The organism is Mycetohabitans rhizoxinica HKI 454 (assembly GCF_000198775.1).
Taxonomy (GTDB): domain Bacteria; phylum Pseudomonadota; class Gammaproteobacteria; order Burkholderiales; family Burkholderiaceae; genus Mycetohabitans; species Mycetohabitans rhizoxinica.
The window spans coordinates 1-16,508 of record NC_014718.1; the positions used below are offsets into that span (position 1 = coordinate 1).

At 60.4% G+C, this 16,508-nt stretch carries 19 protein-coding genes and 2 pseudogenes; 14 read left to right on the top strand and 7 right to left on the bottom strand.

Annotated elements, in window-relative coordinates; genetic code table 11:
* Positions 1-147: 147 nt before the first annotated feature.
* Together RBRH_RS17500 and RBRH_RS12240 are read right to left on the bottom strand one after the other, a co-directional pair.
* Positions 148-393 carry a hypothetical protein gene (locus RBRH_RS17500; RefSeq protein WP_157864501.1) on the bottom strand — a complete coding sequence of 82 codons (246 nt, stop codon included), beginning with the start codon at positions 391-393 and terminating at the stop codon, positions 148-150.
* Between the two features lie 60 nt (positions 394-453).
* Positions 454-819: a DUF2471 family protein gene (locus RBRH_RS12240; protein WP_065757442.1), complete on the bottom strand. Its 366-nt coding sequence runs from the start codon at positions 817-819 to the stop codon at positions 454-456.
* Between the two features lie 76 nt (positions 820-895).
* On the opposite strand from RBRH_RS12240, the gene RBRH_RS12245 reads away from it, so the two are divergent.
* Positions 896-1,171: a hypothetical protein gene (locus RBRH_RS12245; protein WP_013428284.1), complete on the top strand. Its 276-nt coding sequence runs from the start codon at positions 896-898 to the stop codon at positions 1,169-1,171.
* A gap of 1,175 nt (positions 1,172-2,346) precedes the next feature.
* Positions 2,347-4,500: an autotransporter domain-containing protein gene (locus RBRH_RS17510; RefSeq protein ID WP_013428289.1), complete on the top strand. Its 2,154-nt coding sequence runs from the start codon at positions 2,347-2,349 to the stop codon at positions 4,498-4,500.
* Positions 4,501-5,250: 750 nt separating this feature from the next.
* Here RBRH_RS17510 and RBRH_RS19145 read toward each other — a convergent pair.
* The gene (locus RBRH_RS19145; RefSeq protein ID WP_041754638.1) at positions 5,251-5,511 is read right to left on the bottom strand and encodes a DUF6356 family protein; all 261 of its coding nucleotides are present in this window, start codon (positions 5,509-5,511) and stop codon (positions 5,251-5,253) included.
* 166 nt (positions 5,512-5,677) lie between these two features.
* Between RBRH_RS19145 and RBRH_RS12270 the strand changes: the two genes are divergently transcribed.
* From RBRH_RS12270 to RBRH_RS12290, 5 genes and pseudogenes are all read left to right on the top strand, one after another.
* Entirely contained in the window at positions 5,678-6,169 is a 492-nt protein-coding gene (locus tag RBRH_RS12270; protein WP_041754640.1) for an Lrp/AsnC family transcriptional regulator, read from the top strand.
* A 28-nt stretch (positions 6,170-6,197) separates the two neighbouring features.
* Positions 6,198-6,338, top strand: a pseudogene (locus tag RBRH_RS19150) (ammonium transporter); the annotation flags it as partial.
* 346 nt (positions 6,339-6,684) lie between these two features.
* A pseudogene (locus tag RBRH_RS12280) lies at positions 6,685-6,873 on the top strand (HIT family protein); the annotation flags it as partial.
* A gap of 4 nt (positions 6,874-6,877) precedes the next feature.
* Entirely contained in the window at positions 6,878-7,504 is a 627-nt protein-coding gene (locus RBRH_RS12285; RefSeq protein WP_041754643.1) for a LysE family translocator, read from the top strand.
* A gap of 67 nt (positions 7,505-7,571) precedes the next feature.
* Positions 7,572-8,696 carry a 3-deoxy-7-phosphoheptulonate synthase gene (locus tag RBRH_RS12290; protein ID WP_013428297.1) on the top strand — a complete coding sequence of 375 codons (1,125 nt, stop codon included), beginning with the start codon at positions 7,572-7,574 and terminating at the stop codon, positions 8,694-8,696.
* A 50-nt stretch (positions 8,697-8,746) separates the two neighbouring features.
* Here RBRH_RS12290 and RBRH_RS19855 read toward each other — a convergent pair whose 3' ends face one another.
* Positions 8,747-9,094 (bottom strand): hypothetical protein, encoded by a 348-nt coding sequence (locus RBRH_RS19855; RefSeq protein WP_041754645.1) that lies wholly within the window; start codon positions 9,092-9,094, stop codon positions 8,747-8,749.
* A 111-nt stretch (positions 9,095-9,205) separates the two neighbouring features.
* Here RBRH_RS19855 and RBRH_RS12300 point away from each other — a divergent pair, with 111 nt between their 5' ends.
* The 4 genes from RBRH_RS12300 (at position 9,206) to RBRH_RS12310 (ending at position 11,531) form a co-directional block, all read left to right on the top strand.
* Positions 9,206-10,702, top strand: coding sequence for a succinate CoA transferase (locus RBRH_RS12300; RefSeq protein WP_013428300.1), 1,497 nt, complete (start codon positions 9,206-9,208; stop codon positions 10,700-10,702).
* A gap of 48 nt (positions 10,703-10,750) precedes the next feature.
* Complete coding sequence (locus tag RBRH_RS17530) at positions 10,751-10,975, top strand: hypothetical protein (protein WP_013428301.1); 225 nt, start codon at positions 10,751-10,753, stop codon at positions 10,973-10,975.
* Positions 10,972-11,220 (top strand): hypothetical protein, encoded by a 249-nt coding sequence (locus RBRH_RS12305; protein ID WP_013428302.1) that lies wholly within the window; start codon positions 10,972-10,974, stop codon positions 11,218-11,220. Before RBRH_RS17530 ends, RBRH_RS12305 begins: the two co-directional genes overlap by 4 nt.
* 128 nt (positions 11,221-11,348) lie before the next feature.
* Complete coding sequence (locus RBRH_RS12310; protein WP_013428303.1) at positions 11,349-11,531, top strand: RNA-binding protein; 183 nt, start codon at positions 11,349-11,351, stop codon at positions 11,529-11,531.
* Between the two features lie 211 nt (positions 11,532-11,742).
* Here RBRH_RS12310 and RBRH_RS12315 read toward each other — a convergent pair whose 3' ends face one another.
* Positions 11,743-12,642, bottom strand: a complete 900-nt coding sequence (locus tag RBRH_RS12315) for an EamA family transporter (protein ID WP_232509390.1) — start codon at positions 12,640-12,642, stop codon at positions 11,743-11,745.
* A gap of 191 nt (positions 12,643-12,833) precedes the next feature.
* Between RBRH_RS12315 and RBRH_RS12320 the strand changes: the two genes are divergently transcribed.
* Positions 12,834-13,073: a hypothetical protein gene (locus tag RBRH_RS12320; protein ID WP_013428306.1), complete on the top strand. Its 240-nt coding sequence runs from the start codon at positions 12,834-12,836 to the stop codon at positions 13,071-13,073.
* Positions 13,074-13,217: 144 nt separating this feature from the next.
* On the opposite strand, the gene RBRH_RS12325 is transcribed toward RBRH_RS12320, so the two are convergent.
* Complete coding sequence (locus tag RBRH_RS12325) at positions 13,218-13,514, bottom strand: acylphosphatase (protein ID WP_041754929.1); 297 nt, start codon at positions 13,512-13,514, stop codon at positions 13,218-13,220.
* A 370-nt stretch (positions 13,515-13,884) separates the two neighbouring features.
* On the opposite strand from RBRH_RS12325, the gene RBRH_RS12330 reads away from it, so the two are divergent.
* Positions 13,885-14,208: a thioredoxin family protein gene (locus RBRH_RS12330; RefSeq protein WP_041754648.1), complete on the top strand. Its 324-nt coding sequence runs from the start codon at positions 13,885-13,887 to the stop codon at positions 14,206-14,208.
* A gap of 186 nt (positions 14,209-14,394) precedes the next feature.
* Here RBRH_RS12330 and RBRH_RS12335 read toward each other — a convergent pair whose 3' ends face one another.
* Positions 14,395-14,898 carry a DsbC family protein gene (locus tag RBRH_RS12335; RefSeq protein ID WP_013428310.1) on the bottom strand — a complete coding sequence of 168 codons (504 nt, stop codon included), beginning with the start codon at positions 14,896-14,898 and terminating at the stop codon, positions 14,395-14,397.
* 651 nt (positions 14,899-15,549) lie between these two features.
* On the opposite strand from RBRH_RS12335, the gene RBRH_RS12340 reads away from it, so the two are divergent.
* Positions 15,550-16,503: a hypothetical protein gene (locus tag RBRH_RS12340; protein WP_041754649.1), complete on the top strand. Its 954-nt coding sequence runs from the start codon at positions 15,550-15,552 to the stop codon at positions 16,501-16,503.
* Positions 16,504-16,508: the final 5 nt, after the last annotated feature.

Here is a 16,508-nt window from a genome sequence, read left to right on the forward strand (position 1 = left end):
CCGGTTCGTACGGTCTAGCCAATCGAGCAGTGCCTGGTGGAAGGCCGGTGGATCCTGCATGTGTGCGTGTGGCCGAGATACTCAAATTCGATCAGCGTCGCGGTTGGCACGCGCCAGTTCGGGATACCGTTCAAGCCGTGCCGCCGGTTAGCCGAAGCCTTCGAGTTCGGCGCCATAAGCCGGACCGTCATCCGGGGCCATCTCCGCGCAAGCCAGCGCGGCTATCGCGATACACACCAGGTAGAGCAATGGCACGAGCGTCGCGCGCACTTTTATAGGGCAATGCCAGGCAAGCGTGGTCCGACTGCGAGTGTATGTGTATTGGTGGAGCGGCGTCCCTTTGATCGACTCACTGTATTGGTACCGGAACACCGGTGTGCCGTCTGATGGCATCGGCACTGATACTGACACCAATACCAATACTGGCACTGGCTGCCGACGCGCCTGCACGGTCTACGACATTGCGGCCGTTTTGTATTGGACTTGCGGCGGCCGGGGCGCCGGCGTCGCGATCAGATCATAGACGTCGAACACGAACCACGTAATCAGTGGCACGCGTTGCGCGCCTGACACGCACACCACCTCGTCCGAGTGCGGGAAGTCGTGCTCCAGCGATGGTGAGAACAGGGCAAGCAACGAGGCGTCGTGGCGGCAGCTCAGCCCGAGGTCGGACAGCGCCTCTGCTTCGATGTCGTGAAGGCGCCGCCATGTCAGCGGCTCGCCGCGGACCCGATATCGGCCGGCGATCGCATGCACGATTCGCCGCAAATCGGCGGCGGCGCGATCGAACGCCCGTTCCGAGAAAAATGCATCGTCCATCTTTATCTCCTTGCGTTCGTATACTGTATATTTATACAGGTATTGGCGCAAGTGGCGTTTTCCCGGAGGTGCCGCAATGCCCGGCAAACCCATGCGCCGCTCGATGCCGCAGGTGGCAGTATTCGTGGATGCGCTACGGGCGGCGTTCGGCGACGTGGAAATCGATTCAATGATTGCACGCGGCTTGGCCGGCGAGCCGGTGTTCTATGCGCAGGAGGGGGGCGAGTCGATCGGCACGCCTGTGCCATGCAGCAGTGAAGGATGGCGTGGCGCCGGCCTGGCCGCGCGTCACTATTGTCCTGATTGCAGCGGCGATTGCGTCGGTACCGCACGCCGCTGCACCAAGCCGTAGCAGCCCCGTTTTCTGTTGGTGCGACAGGCATTTAGCATGTGTATCCAATGGTTGTCCACATCGTTGCAAACAAAATTTGTGAATAAGCCGGCGTATGCTTGAACGTTGGTGGCTGCGACACCCGTCGGATGCTGAGCGGTGTCATTCAATTCAATGAGAGTTCGTCGTGAGAACGATCTTCGCTTGCCGGTCTCGGCTCGCGTGTCTGTGGCTCGTCGTGTTGTTTTTGCCGCTGCGCCACTTGCGCTTGTGCATGTCCCACTCGGTCGTCGAGCCGGCAGCTCACGAGCGCGTCTCGATCGCGCTCGATGCAATGGCGCCTGGTGTTTATGCCGTGAACTGGTGGCTGTCGCTTTGGACGGGTGCCGCACGCATGGCCGCTATTCATTCGCTGTCAGGTAGCACTATCCGTTCACCCCGAAGTAGCATGTGCCGCTTGGGTCGGTGACATCAAGCCAGCCGATGTGGCGCGACAGCGGTGCCGGCTGGCACAAGCTGCTCAAGGTCAGCTGCTCGTTGCCCGTTATTGCGCGGTGGGAAACAAATGCCGCGGGCTCAAGCACTTGCGCCGCTTGTCCCGAGGATATTCACAGGGACGTTCACAAAATCTGTGGAGAACTGCGTGCACTCGTGTTCGCACATCACGTCCGAGCGTGATGTCGTTGTCACCGTGTGGTCAGCGCCGAAGTGCATGTTGAAATAGTTTTTCTGCGTCATGCTACCCTCGCGCCATGTCCAACTCCAGACCGTTTCCTGCTTCATTGGTTAGACGGCGACGTTACTGGGCTTGCTAAGCAGTATAGCGGCGAAGATCAGGTCGGAGCGTCGACAAGCGCAATCGCCGTCGTATCTGTTCATTTCGGCATTTGCTTTTCTGCAAATCCGTAATTAATGTTGAAGTCAAATCTATTACGCGGGTTTGTAGTCGGCATCAGTCAGATGGCGCTCAACGTCTTCGAGACTGAGAAGATCATTCCAGGTCCTTATCCGACATTTTCTTACCCTATAGCGCAGTCACTGTAAGCAAATCGTCAGTAAGTCGTTAGAGTGCCGGGGGTCATCCGTCGACGGCTTATAGAAGGACAGCGTGAAAGAGCCAGCTTGCTGCTTGTGCGAAGCAGGAAAAGTCTTGTTGTGTATTCTTAGAATTATTAACTTGTTAGTTTAATAATAAATTGACGTTTTTTGAAGATATGAAATTAAAATTCACTCCCGGTCAATGTGCGGAACGTATCCGTTTATTTTCATCAAACCGCGTGCTGCGCGCGATTATGTCGTGCGCGGTCGTCTATTTCGCAGTAGATAGCACGGACGTAAATGCTACAGAAGAAAGGAAAAACAAGTTGCACGTATCGGGTTCTTCCAATTCTGAGCAACCGGCAGGGCTAAGTAAAAAGGCGCAGAAGAAGCAGAAAAAAGAGCAGGGAGCACGGCAGTCAGTTCTAGATAGGCAGGAAGCGCGGCGAAGAGCTCAAGAGGAGCAGGAAGCGAAGCGGGTAGTCGAAAAGTTGTTGCAGGATCAAAAGGAGCAGGAAGAGAAGCGGGTAGTTCAAGAGCAGCCGGAAGCGAAGCGGGTAGCTCAAGAGCAGCCGGAAGCGAAGCGGGTAGCTCAAGAGCAGCCGGAAGAGAAGCGGGTAGTTCAAGAGCAGCCGGAAGAGAAGCGGGTAGTTCAAGAGCAGCCGGAAGAGAAGCGGGTAGCTCAAGAGCAGCCGGAAGAGAAGCGGGTAGTTCAAGAGCAGCCGGAAGAGAAGCGGGTAGTTCAAGAGCAGCCGGAAGAGAAGCGGGTAGTTCAAGAGCAGCCGGAAGAGAAGCGGGTAGCTCAAGAGCAGCCGGAAGAGAAGCGGGTAGCTCAAGAGCAGCCGGAAGAGAAGCGGGTAGTTCAAGAGCAGCCGGAAGAGAAGCGGGTAGCTCAAGAGCAGCCGGAAGAGAAGCGGGTAGCTCAAGAGCAGCCGGAAGAGAAGCGGGTAGTTCAAGAGCAGCCGGAAGAGAAGCGGGTAGCTCAAGAGCAGCCGGAAGAGAAGCGGGTAGTTCAAGAGCAGCCGGAAGAGAAGCGGGTAGCCCAAGAGCAGCAGGAAGTAGGTCAACAGGAGGAAGCGTTGGCGCAGGTCCATGAGGAAGAGGCACACCAGCAAGAGGAAGCGTCGAATCAAGTAAAAGAGGAACCGGCGCAGCAAGAGAGCGCGGCCGTCGACTCGAAGCCGCGCGAGGCCGTAGCATTGATCGACGACAAGCCTTCGCCCGACGATCGTCTGCGTGAAATGATCGCTTCGTACTCTCTGCTGGAGGGCAACGTGCTTCACAGCGCCGAGCGCATGTCGGAAGACGGCACCATTGTGGTGGGTGAAGGCTTCATTAACGGACGTGCACAGCCATTCATTGCGCGTGACGATGAAGGCAAGATTGGGATTGTGGGCTTGCTCGACCTAAACGACTCGCTAAACAACGCGACCTTGTACAGTTCCGTGTTGCAATCTGCGGTGCAAACGTTTGTTCAGGATAGCATGCGTTGCAGCAACTTCGACCAATACGGCGTGTGCATCTCGGCTGGTGCGCTATACAGCCACAATGCGGGCAAAGTGAACGGTGCAAACTGGCAGGGCGAATTCAGTGCGGCATACCGAATCAACGACGACTGGATTGCCGGCTTGGGCTACCAGGCGCCGAGCTATCGCTTTGACGTAAGCAACGACACAATGCGTAACCGTGCCAGCTTGTTCGGGTTATTCGCCGAGTACGGAACCCGTACTCGCCCGGGCGTGTTTGCCCGCGTCGCGTTGGGTTACCAGCAAGGCGACTTATCCATCGACCGGTCTTACCTGACTGCCTCCGGCGTGGATCGGTCCAAAGGCGACACAACGGTTGCACAGCGCGCAGTATCGACGCAGGGTGGCTACGTGTTCGCCGTACGGAACGCCAGCATCATGCCTTACCTGGGCATTGACTATTTGCGCACAAAGCTCGGTGACTACACTGAGACGTCCGGCCAGTTCCCAGTTCGTTTCAGTGCTCGTACCGACGGGAACGTATACGGCACAGTGGGTCTGAGCAGCCACTTGCGCTTCACAGATCAAACGGTCATTTCGGCGGGCGTCAAGCATGTCCAACGATTGAGCAGGAGCAATGATCCGGTGTCGGCCAGCGTGTCAGCATTCGATCCGTTCGTGGTCGGCGCGGAGTCGACACGCCAATGGAGCGAGATTAGTGTCGGTGGCCGATTCGCGACGCCGGTGAAAGCGTCAAGCTTGGATATCGGATACCGCCGTCGCTTCGCAAGTGGTGCGGCCGTCGCGCAGGACATGGGGTCGGTGTTCTTCACGATGGGCTTCTGATCTTCACTGCGCGGACTGCTGTGGACGGCGCGTGGCGTGGGCGCGCATGAATGCACAGCGTACCTCGAAGCGCACGGCATCGACTACTTTGCCGTGCGCGTCCACCTGCTCCAGCAGATGACGGCCCGGCCGTGGTGGTCAGTCGATGCGCCTTACGGAACCGAATAGCTTGTTGTTCAGCCGTCAGAACACCGCTCCGATGGGCCGGGTGCGCATCCGAAGCCAGTGCGCGGCCGGGATATCAGGCTCCTGCACAACGATCGTATTTTCGGTAAGGTCATTTCCGAGCCGGTTTTCGGGTCGTCAATGCACGTCGAGAAGAGCAGTGAGGGAAAGTTGTCGTCGCCACAGCGCTTGCGCAGCTCCAAAGGCTTGTCAATCTTCAGTATCCCTTGACAATCGTTGCGGCCCGACGCTAGTTCGACCCTATTGTAGTCGCTGACCCGCGCGTGGGCGTTCGCGACTGGCTGGACATTTGATCCTGCTACATGGACGCGATGCACAACGGGCGTGGTTCCACCATCTGCCCGGCAACGAGCCACTCTTGGCGAAGGTTTACTTGCGGTTTGTCACGACCGTGTGATTTTATACGAGACGCGCAATGACGGTGACTCGCCCATAGGTGCCTCAACAGGCAGTCGGGAGGGCACAGTCGCGCGAATCCGGCGTGCCAGCCCGCCGGGCCGGGGTCACGTCGCGGCCTGCCTGGGGCTGTGCCGCGTGGTGGCGCGAGTGCGGCACAGGCGTGGCTCAGGCGTGCGGCGGCTGGCCGGATATCGGCTGGTGCCGGAGAGCACCGCCCGACCGGTGGAGCACCATGCGCTCGTAGAGCCGGGACACGGTTGTGCTGCCCGTCTTGACGAACAAAAACGGAAACAAGCCATGCACGAGCGCAGCGAACGCGGCCAACAGCATCGGGCCGCCAAATGAGAACGACGCTCTCATGTGTTGCAAATAGCTTTCGCCGACAGAAGCCGGGTGCCGTGTAAACGCGCCGAACAGGATTTTCATGGGCAGCGCTCGAGTCGATAGGTTTGATTCAACGAGCCGACGTGTCTCAAGCCGGCGGCCGTGTGCATGACAAAGACAATCATATAATCGAGGGCGTGAAAAAGGATTGCAAATTTGTTCGCGGTGATAGATGGAACTAGAAAAATTTTCTAACATTAACCCGTCCATGGACAAGATAGATGCCAAAATATTGTCGTTGCTGCAGCACGACGCATCCCTCGGATTGAACGACATTGCCAAGGCGGTGAACCTGTCGCCGACGCCGTGCTGGCGCCGCATACAGAAACTGCGCGAGGACGGCGTGATTCAGCGGCAAGTTGTGTTGTGCGATCCGACCAAACTTAATCTCGGATTGACCGCATTCGTGACAATCCGCGCGAGCCAGCACAACGACGGATGGACGAGCCGTTTCCTGAAGGGGGTGACGGCAATCCCGGAAATCGTGGAAATTTACCGGATGACCGGCGACGTCGATTACTTGCTGAAAGTGGTGGTGCCTGACATCGCCGGCTATGACAACGTATACAAGCGGCTGATCAAGGCCGCCGAGCTGCTCGATGTGAGCGCGAGTTTCGCGATGGAGGTGGTCAAACATACGACCGCTTTCCCGCTGGATCATGTCACTGACCGCCGCGCACGGGCCACGTCTCGACGATGATGAGCAGCTGCGCTGGGCGTGCGCCGGCATGGTGCTTACGATGTACGCGGGCTTTGCCTTCCTTGAGTTGGGCACGGTACGCAAGAAGAATTAGGTCAATGCGCTGGTCAAGTTCTTTTTTCTGCTGATATTTGCGGCGGCTATCCCGGCAATCATCTCGGGCGGTATCGTCGTATATGGCCTGATCCGCCTGTGTGTTGGCCTGTGCCTGGACGCGCAGAACGAGTTCACCGGCGCGGATCTGTCGACCCATCGGAACTCGACGCCGGAGCACGAGACCAGCTGATAGCGTGGGCCGTAGGGCATGCGTTGTCGGCGCGTTGGCGTTAATCTGGGCTTGGGACCGGGGCTGGACGTGGACGTCGGCATAAGCGCAAAACAAGGCGCGGAACGTAGGTGTAGAGTGTCAAACATGGCACTGGACGGGCATGCCATGCGGCGGCCTAGATGACGGAACAGGTGGAACTCGGCTACGCTTGCGTTCTACATGCCTACGACCCGGAGTGAAAGCCGCGATGTCCTATGACCCAAATAACCCTTTTGCACGCATCCTGCGCGGCGAGTTGCCGTGTGTCAAAGTCGCGGAGACCGGCGACGTACTGGCTTTCATGGACCTGATGCCACAGGCCAACGGCCACGTATTGGTGGTGCCGAAGGAAGCGGCGGCGAAGATTTTCGACTTGTCGGATGCGGCGGGGGCAGCGTGCGATGTTTGAACTTTCGACCTTGGGCACCTTCGTCGTGGTCGTGCTCGGCCTGTTCCTGATACCGGGGCCGGCCGTGTTGCTGGTGCTCACGCGCACGGTGCAGGGCGGGCGCAAGACCGGCGTGCTGACCGGGCTGGGTTTGGCGGCCGGCGATTTCATTCATACGGTGTTTGCCGCCGTGGGCCTATCGGCATTGTTGATGACGTCGGCGCTGGCGTTCAACATCGTCAAGCTGGTCGGCGCCGCCTACCTGCTGTACCTAGGCGTGCGCGCGCTGCGCAAAAAAACCGCTGACGGACATGCACCGGCGCCTGCAGCGGGTGAGATTTCGCCGCTGAAGGCGTTCCTTCAGGCCGTGCCGGCCGAAGTGCTGAATCCGAAGACTGCGCTGTTCTTTCTTGCCTTCCTGCCACAGTTTGTGCAGCCGGAGCGCGGCGCGACGTTTGTCCAGTTCACTGTGCTGGGACTGATTTTCGTCGCGATGAGCATGGTGTACACGACGTTGCTCGTCGTCGCGATGCGGCCATTGGCGCGCCTTGTCGCAAAGCTGCATTGGCTGCGTCGCTGGCAACAGAAGATCATCGGCGTGATCTTCATCTCGCTGGGACTGAAGGTCGCGATGCAGTAGCGATAGGGCAACGGGCCGCGCACCAATGCGATAATGTCGTCTTGCCGCTAGTTCCCTGGAGACGATTTTGACTCGCATCGATAATCCGTCGCACGATCAGGAGATGAGCGTGGCCGACACCACGCAGGACACGACCCGCATCGATGACGTGCGCATTGGCGCCGTGCGGCCGTTGATCCCGCCGGCGTTGTTGCTGGACGAGTTGCCGGCGCCGGCATCGGTGCAGCAACTCGTCGAGCACAGCCGCCTGCGCATTGCCGATGTGCTCAATGGCCGGGACGACCGGTTGATTCTGGTGGTCGGCCCATGCTCGATCCACGACCGCGATCAAGCACTCGACTATGCGCGCCGGCTCAAAGGCGCCGCTGACCGGCTGCACAAGGATTTGTTAATCGTGATGCGGGTGTACTTCGAAAAGCCGCGTACCACGGTTGGCTGGAAGGGCTATATCAACGATCCGCGGCTGGACGGCAGCTTTCGGATCAATGAGGGGCTGCGCCGCGCGCGCGAGTTACTGTTGCAAATCAACGGTCTTGGGCTTCCGACCGCCACTGAATTCCTGGACTTGCTCAGCCCGCAGTACATCGCGGACCTGGTGGCGTGGGGCGCAATCGGGGCGCGCACTACCGAGAGCCAGAGTCACCGCCAACTGGCGTCAGGCTTAAGCTGCCCGATTGGATTCAAGAACGGTACCGACGGCGGCGTGCAGGTCGCCGCGGACGCGATCGTGGCCGCCCGCGCCAGCCACGCATTTATGGGCATGACGAAGATGGGCATGGCGGCTATCTTCGAGACGCGCGGCAACGGTGACGCGCATGTGATCCTGCGCGGCGGCAAGAATGGGCCGAATTACGATGCCGCCGCCATCGAGGAGAGCTGCGCGGTGCTCAGGGCGGCGGGGCTGCGTGAGCATGTGATGGTCGATTGCTCACATGCGAATTCCGGCAAGTCACATCTGCGCCAGGCCGACGTCGCGCGGGACTTGGCCGCACAGCTGTCGCGCGGCGAGCGTCGCCTCAGCGGTGTGATGATCGAGAGCCATCTCGACGAAGGGCGCCAGGACTTGAAGCCCGGCGTGCCGCTGCGATGGGGCGTGTCAATCACCGACGCGTGCCTGGGCTGGGCGCAGACCGAGCCGGTGCTGGAGATGCTGGCTGGCGCGGTGCGGGCCCGCCGCGCAGCCGCGGCGTAGCGGTAGTTACTGAGTCGTCGATGCGTTCGTTGCTTACGATGGCTGGGCGGCTAAGCCGCGAGCGCGGTCCGGGCCGGGATGAAGTCCGCGGCTCGATTCGCCGGCGGATCGCGCCGCTCGGCGTCGTACGCGTCGAGCAATCTCATATCGCGTGTGATCCGTTCCGGTATGTGCGTGACCCGTTCAAGTATCAATGCGCGCAGCAGTGGCAGCCAGGTCGGTGTGCACGCATCGACGAAACGGCGTGACAGCGCATAGAGGTTCGTATGCAGCAGCGTATACGCGGGCAGAACGCGCGTCAGCGTGCCGTTGCGTAGGCTGCGGGACGTAATGCGACGAAGGAGTGCGTCGGTTCTGCCGCACGTCGCACGCCGCACGCCGTATGTCGCATGTCGCATGTCGCATGTCGCCGCGGGCTGTCGCACAGACCAATCGCCGCCTAGATCGAGCGTGGCCGCAGCAGATCCCCGTCAATCAGGGCCTCGTCAGATTGTTGGAGCAGAAACGCTATGTATGAAGAACGCATTCGATGCGCGAGCCTGCGCAACCGCCTCATTTCCGCACGCGACGCGGCGGCCCTGATTCACGATGGAATGCGCGTGGGCACCAGCGGCTTCACGCGAGCCGGCGATCCCAAGGCGGTGTTGCTCGCGCTGGCCGAGCGCGCCCGCACCGAGCCGACGAGGCCTCGCATTACGTTGATGACGGGCGCCTCGCTTGGTCACGACAACGACAAGGCACTGAGCGAGGCCGGCATGTTGGCGCGCCGCCTGCCGTTCCAGGCCGACCCGACGTTGCGGCGCGAGATTAATTCAGGACGCACATTGTTTGTTGACCAGCATCTGTCCGAGACGGTCGAGATGCTGCGGGCCGATTTGCTCGGCCAGTTGGACGTGGCCATTATTGAGGCCACCGGCATTACCGAGTCCGGGGGCATCGTACCCAGCACGTCTGTTGGCAATTCCGCTAGCTTTGCCATCCTGGCCAAACGGGTGATCATCGAGTTGAACTTAGCCCAGCCGCTGGAGCTAGAAGGCTTGCATGACATCTGGATTCCGGCTCGCCGGCCCGACCGCGCTCCAGTGCCAATCGCCGGCCCGCGTGACCGGATCGGCACGACCACGATCGATATCCCATTGGACAAGATCGCGGGCATTGTCATCACGAACGACGAGGACAGCTCCTCGGCCGTGCTGCCGGCGGACAGCGACACCACGCGTATCGCGCAACACCTAATCGAGTTCCTGCAGCATGAAGTCTCTCTCGCACGCCTGCCGGTGCGACTGCCGCCGCTTCAGGCGGGTATCGGCACGATTGCCAACGCGGTGCTGGGCGGATTGTGTGCTTCGCCATTCGAAGCGATGACAATGTACTCGGAAGTGCTGCAGGACTCCACGTTCGATTTGATAGATGCTGGCAAGCTGGCGTTCGCGTCCGGCTCCTCAATCACGCTGTCGGCAGCGCGGCAGCGCCAGGTGTTGCGTGAGCTTGCGCGTTATCGCGATCGCCTGGTGCTACGTCCGCAAGAAATCAGTAATCATCCAGAGATCGTGCGCCGGCTGGGTGTGATCGCGGTCAATACCGCGCTTGAAGTGGACTTGTACGGGAACGTGAACTCCACACATATTGGCGGTACCCACATGATGAACGGCATCGGCGGCTCAGGCGATTTCGCGCGTAACGCAGGCTGCGCGATATTCGCGACCAAGTCGGTGGCTAAGGACGGCCGGATCTCGAGCATCGTGCCGATGGTGCCGCATTGCGATCACAACGAACATGACGTGGACATCGTGGTTACCGAGCAGGGCTTGGCCGACCTGCGTGGGCTGGCGCCGCGCGAGCGGGCCGGCCTGATCATCGAGCGATGTGCGCATCCGCAGTACCGCGATCTGCTGCGCGATTACTATCGCGATGCGCTCAAGGGTCAAGGGCACACGCCGCACGACCTGGCGCAGGCGTTCTCGTTCCACCTGCGGCTGGCGCGAACGGGGACCATGCTGCCGTAAGCTGCCGTCGCCAGCAACGGACAAAGCGTCGATCCGTCCCGTATCGAGGTGAGCCGCGACGAGTATGAACAGTACCTTGCGCGGGTCTACAAGGCAGCGGACTTCAAAAAGGGGCGCAACTTCATTGGCTTGGCCAAATCGTTGCCTGCCGAGCAGATGCGTGAGTTGCTGGGATCAACGATAAGGGGGCCACGACCCGTGTCGATTTCAGCCTTCACTGAACCGACGCGCGTGGCCGGAACAAGACGCACGACACTGAGTGAGGTGAGATGAAGGCAGCACGATGGATCGGGGGGCTACTGCTGTTATCTAGCTGCGGATCGTCACAGCCGCTGTTTACCAGCGATGGCCGACCGACGCAATTAATTCAATGCTCGTCTGCTGAAGGGTGGTCGTCCTGCGATGCCCGTGCGCAGGTCCAGTGCGGCGACGCTGGCTACGACACGCTGCAGCGCAACCGCTCGGACGGCATGCTATCGACGCTGATCGCGTGCAAGCGCCCGGCGGCGGCCTATTGACGGTCGGGGTGACACGTCGCAGCGTTCCACTTGTCACATCCGCTTACGAAACCGCACATCATCGCTACACCTGGCACGCGCATTGCGTTGCATCATGATCTTTACATGGTGTTTCAACGGAGACCAAGATGCAATTCGTTATTTTCAACTTGCCGGCCGACTTGAGCGAGGAAGCGCTGCGCGACCGGCTTGCCCCGATCGGTGCGCGGCTTGTCGAGATCATTCGTGACAATGTCGAACGTGCCCGCGCCATCATCGAAGTCGCCCATATGGCGATGGCCTCGCACGCGCTGGCGCTGAACTTCGACTGAGGCTGGTAGCGGCTGAGCCGACCTGCTCGAAAGTTTAGCCCGGTCTCGTTGCATCTTTAACGGGGCTCATCCGACAGCTCAACCCATTTCGCCGAACATGCCGATCAGCGAGAGCATCGCCAGCACGGCGACGAAGATGAATTTTACCCGTTGCTCCATTTCGTTTTGCCTTTCCATTTGAAAAAATGGCACTGTCTCACGTCAAAAAAACTCACGTGTCTTTTGCGGTGCCGGCCGGCTGGCGCCACGTTCCCCAGCCGAGCACAGCCAGCGCGCACAGAATCAGCGCGATGGCCACCAGCGTCTGCGGGGCAATCTGCTCGCTGCCCAGCGCCGCGCCGACCAGTAGCGCAATCGGTGGATTGGCGTAGACGTAGCTTGTCGCCAGCACCGGCGCGGCGCGACTGGCTAAGTACATATAGGCGGAGAATGCCAGTAGCGAGCCCATCGTTACTAAGTATAGCCACGCCGCGAGTGGCGCGCCGCCCGGCACGGCCGCAAGCGACTCGCCGCTGAGCGCTGATGCTATTGCCAGCATCACACTGCCGGCGAGCATTTCGATCGTCACGGCCAGCGCCGGCGGCGGCAAGTCCAACGAGCGCGACAACTGAGTGCCCAGCGACCAGCAACTGATCGCCAACAGCAGTGCGCCGGCACCCATGCTGCTGGCGCGGAACTCGGCGCCCGACGTCAGCACCAGCACGCCCCCCACGCCGATGGCGATCGCGGCCAATTCGTGGCCGCGCGGGCGAATGCCGAATAGCCGCTGCCAGACGATCGCGACGATCGGCATGGCGGCGATCATCACGGTGGTCGCGCCCGATGAAATGGTCTGCTCGGCTACCGCAATGCCGCCCATGCCCCCTAGCAGCATCAGCGCGCCGAGCATCGAGCCGTTGCGCACCTGCCGCCAACTCGCCCGCGCGCGGCCCCGCACGAGCACGAAGATGCCGAGGCACAAGCCCGCGACGGCGAAGCGCGACGCCATCAGCATGAACGGCGGCATTGCTCGTAAGGCGACTGAGATCGCGAAGTATGTGGTGCCCCAGACGACATAGGTGATCAGCAGGCACAGCAACAGCAAAGGCGTCAGGCGGGTGGTCCGGCTCATGATCGGCAACGTGTCGGAAACCTGCAATTGTCCGTCCGATTACGCTGCATATCCATAGTGTTTTAATCGTCTTTGAACAGGTGTGGCAATAGCCGATAGGAATTTGGCGCGAAGAATCAAATGCGCGGACGTGTGAATGGGCGACGCATTGGACGAATTGTTGTCAATCCTATGAATGTTCCGGTGGTTGGATGGAAGTCGCATCGCCATCGCAGGGCGAACTGGTAGCTGAGCACCTCGGCTTCGGCCTATTCGTCGTCGATCGGCAGATAAATGCGCGGATGTGGAACCGATTGGTGCGTGACCACAGCGGCAAGACGATGGCTAAGATGCTAGGCAAGGCGCTGTTCGAATCGTTTCCGGACCTACCGCGTAATTGGCTCATGCGCAGCACGCACAGGACGTCGCGATCCGCGTTAGCGCTCGCGTAGACGTGGCTGCAGCCCGTCTCGGCATGCGCAGCCACAAAGTGTCGCTCAACGAGGCCGATGCCGCATTGCATGCCGCAAAGCGGTCGGGCTAAGACCGCACAGTGATGTTCGGGCAAGAGGCAAGCGCTTGATCCGGCACCGCGCTCAGTGCTGCTCGAAGCGATCGTACCGGCGCTCCGAGTAGTCCTCGTTTGCGATGAACTCGGACACCTTGGCCCGTGGCGGCCCGCGCCGCAGGAATTCCAGCATTAGGTCTACCTGGTTCGCCGGTCCCTGGACGATTGCCTCGACCGATCCGTCGTCGTGATTCGCGATCCAGCCCCGTACCTGCAGCGCATGCGCGCGGCGCACCGCGGSATGCCGGAATCCGACTCCTTGCACTGTCCCGCGAATCTTGACAGTGTACGTTTCAACCCTGGTATCGAGATCGACTCCATGCATCGTGTATCCCTCCTGTCGTGTAAACGTCACTGAACCGTTCAAGCCGCGGATTGTAGTCGCGCCGCGTGCATCGTGCACGGACTCCGCAACCCGAATGCGGCCGAGCAATCACTGTGCCCTTGTCGGCTCGTGTGGCTTGCGGCATAGGGAATGTCCTCCTACTGGCCCGCTGCCTGGTCGGCAGCCCTCGTGCTGGCCTGCTGCCCAGCGGGCCGCCCAGTTGACTGCCCTTGCGCCGGCCCGCTGCCCAGCCGGCTATTCAGTTGACTGTCCTCGCGCCGGCCCGCCACGCAGCCGGCTGACCTCCCACTGTAGGTTTTGCTAAATGCGGCTATGCTGTAGCGAATGCAATGTATGGCGGGAGCGTGGAATGGAGGAGCAATGTCCCTACACACCCGATGCGCCGGCCCGCGAGCAATTGGACGTGCTCGCCGGCGTGACGGTTATCGAATTCGGCACGAACTGGTGCGGTTACTGCCAACGCGCGCAGCCAGTGATCGCCGAGGCGCTTGGGCGCCATCAGGCGATGCGCCACCTAAAGATCGAGGATGGGCCGGGACGGCTGTTGGGACGGTCGTTTCGTGTAAAACTGTGGCCGACGTTGATTTTTCTGCGCGACGGGCAGGAACGGGCGCGTGTTGTGCGCCCGACCTGCGCTGAGGAACTGGATAACGCATTGGCTACGCTGCGATAGCGTGGCTCATGCGCGCTGATCCCGTTGCAAGCCGGCCTCGTTGTCGCTGGCCATGCTGATTAGATCATGGTGTACTGGATGGCTGCGTGTTGGCCACTATAGGGCCACCGCGTGCCGCGCCGTTGCCGGTTGTCCCATGGTGCACCATGCTACTGCGAGGCTGGGTGGCTGTATCGCCGGGCGGCGCTAGCGGGTGGAGGCGGTGTGGCTCGGCTCGCCGGCGACCGCCAGTGCCTGTTCCAGTTCGGCCGCCGACGGCATGCGGTTGATCCGCTGACCGTTGGACAGGATCAGTGTGGGTGTTCCCATTACACGCAATTTGTGTCCCACTATCAGGTTACGCGCGAGCACTGCCGCTGTTGCATCGCAGGATGCGGCAACAGGCGGCTGCGCTCGATTCTCAAGCATCCATGTTGACCACGGGCCAGTGCGGTTGCTGGCACACCATATCCGGGCGGCCATCGTTTTCGAGCCCGGCGTTAGGATTGGGTACAGAAACGTGTACACGGTGGCGTCGGGCTGTCCCGCGAGCCTGTGCTCTAGTGTTTTGCAGTAGGAGCAATAGGGATCGGAGAACACGACAATCCGGCGTGAGCCGTCGCCGTCGCCGTCGCCGTCGCCGTTGACGCTGCGCAGCGTATCGTCCAGCGGCAGTGTGCTGAAGTCAACGCCGCGCTTATCAAAATGCACGATCTTGTCGAGTTGTTGTTCGATTTCGAATAGTAGCCCGCCGTGGCCCGGCCGGTTTAGGTACAGCTATGCGGAGCCGGCGAGCGCGGCCACCACGGCCAACGCCGCGAGCATACGTACGGTTCGCGGTGTCATCCGTGTCGTTGTTCCGGGATCCAATGGAACTGCCGCTTGCCGCCGAGGACTAGCTCGCGGTGTTGCCGTACAATCCACTGACCACTGGCCGACAGATTGCTGATCGGCCAACACTCGCATGGGGCCGGACCCGGACCCGATACCCGCTTCACGGTAGTTAATACCGCCAAGCTTTGCCAGGAGTGTTACTCTTATGATAAGGGATGCAAAACAAATAGTGCAGTGACGCGGCGTGTGGGAGCCGGCCCGAACAACTTACCGACGCGCTAGTGGCTGTCGATGTGACGCTGGATGTTGACCGGAAGGCACGGCTCAATGAATTGATGTCGCAATATCGGCGCGATACCGTGATGCTGCGGTGTCGCGATGACGAAGTGCGTTGGGGCGGTGCGCCTGGAGGGCATCGGTACTGTCCCACGCTTCGCTTCTGCAGGCCGGGTGCTCGTGATTGCCAGCCTTCCCGACATGAAGGTGCGGTACGCTGTGTACTAAAGAATTGCCGTGAGGGAGCGCCTGATGCTAAATGTGTTTTCGTCTATCTGTTGCTGGCCGTTGCGCACCGGGAAAAAGTCATCGGGTGCGTCGGCGGCGCGCAAGGAGTCGCAGGCTGCTGACAAAGCCGCACCGCGGGTGCGTAGCGCACACCCAGCGCTCGAAACGTTATCTAACGTATCCCGGATTACACCGGGACGTCGCCGCCACAGCCCGTCGGCGTATGCGAAGGAAATGACAGAAAATCAGGATGCCATATTGCTTACGTTGATGTTTATGTGCTCCGTGCAGCAGTGCGCCGCACCGGCCAATGGTGGCCGTGCCGATTCCGCATCGTCGCCTCCCAAAGCGCTGACTACGCTGTACGATTTATGCGATGACATTGAGCGTTATGTGAGACGACAAGGTATCAATCACGATGTGACGCCCGCACTGCGGCAGTTCATGACCCGGACGGCGGCAATGCAGAATGTCCTGGCCCAGCGTGGCGAACCCGCTTGGGGACGGCTGCAGCAGATGCTCGACCGGCTGCAACAAATGATAGATCTGTCGGATTCCAATGCAGACCCAGCGCATGCGCTCGGCAACCAGGACGGTTATGCTCGTCACGACGCCTGTACCGTGTTCGAGTCGTTTCTTGATATGTTCGATGATAAATGGATTCCGTCGCTTTCCAAGCTCAAGATTTCAGACGCAGAAGCGCAGCAGGAAGGCCGCACTAGGCTGGAGTCGGCTTGCGGGCGGCTCAGTATGGGTGAAAAGTGGCAGGTCAGTCAGATGATTGAAGCCCGGAAACGACAAGAAAAGCTTGGCGCATGGGGCACGATGCTGCAGCAGGCGCTCGGCCCGGTGACGCTTCAATTGCCGCCGGTTGCGACGCCGGGATTCTCGCTCGACGTAGATGCGGTATTCAAACGGGCGCGGGAGGGTGCGGCCGTTGACGCGTTCCGCCGGGATCTATCGGGACACAATCGATAAATCAG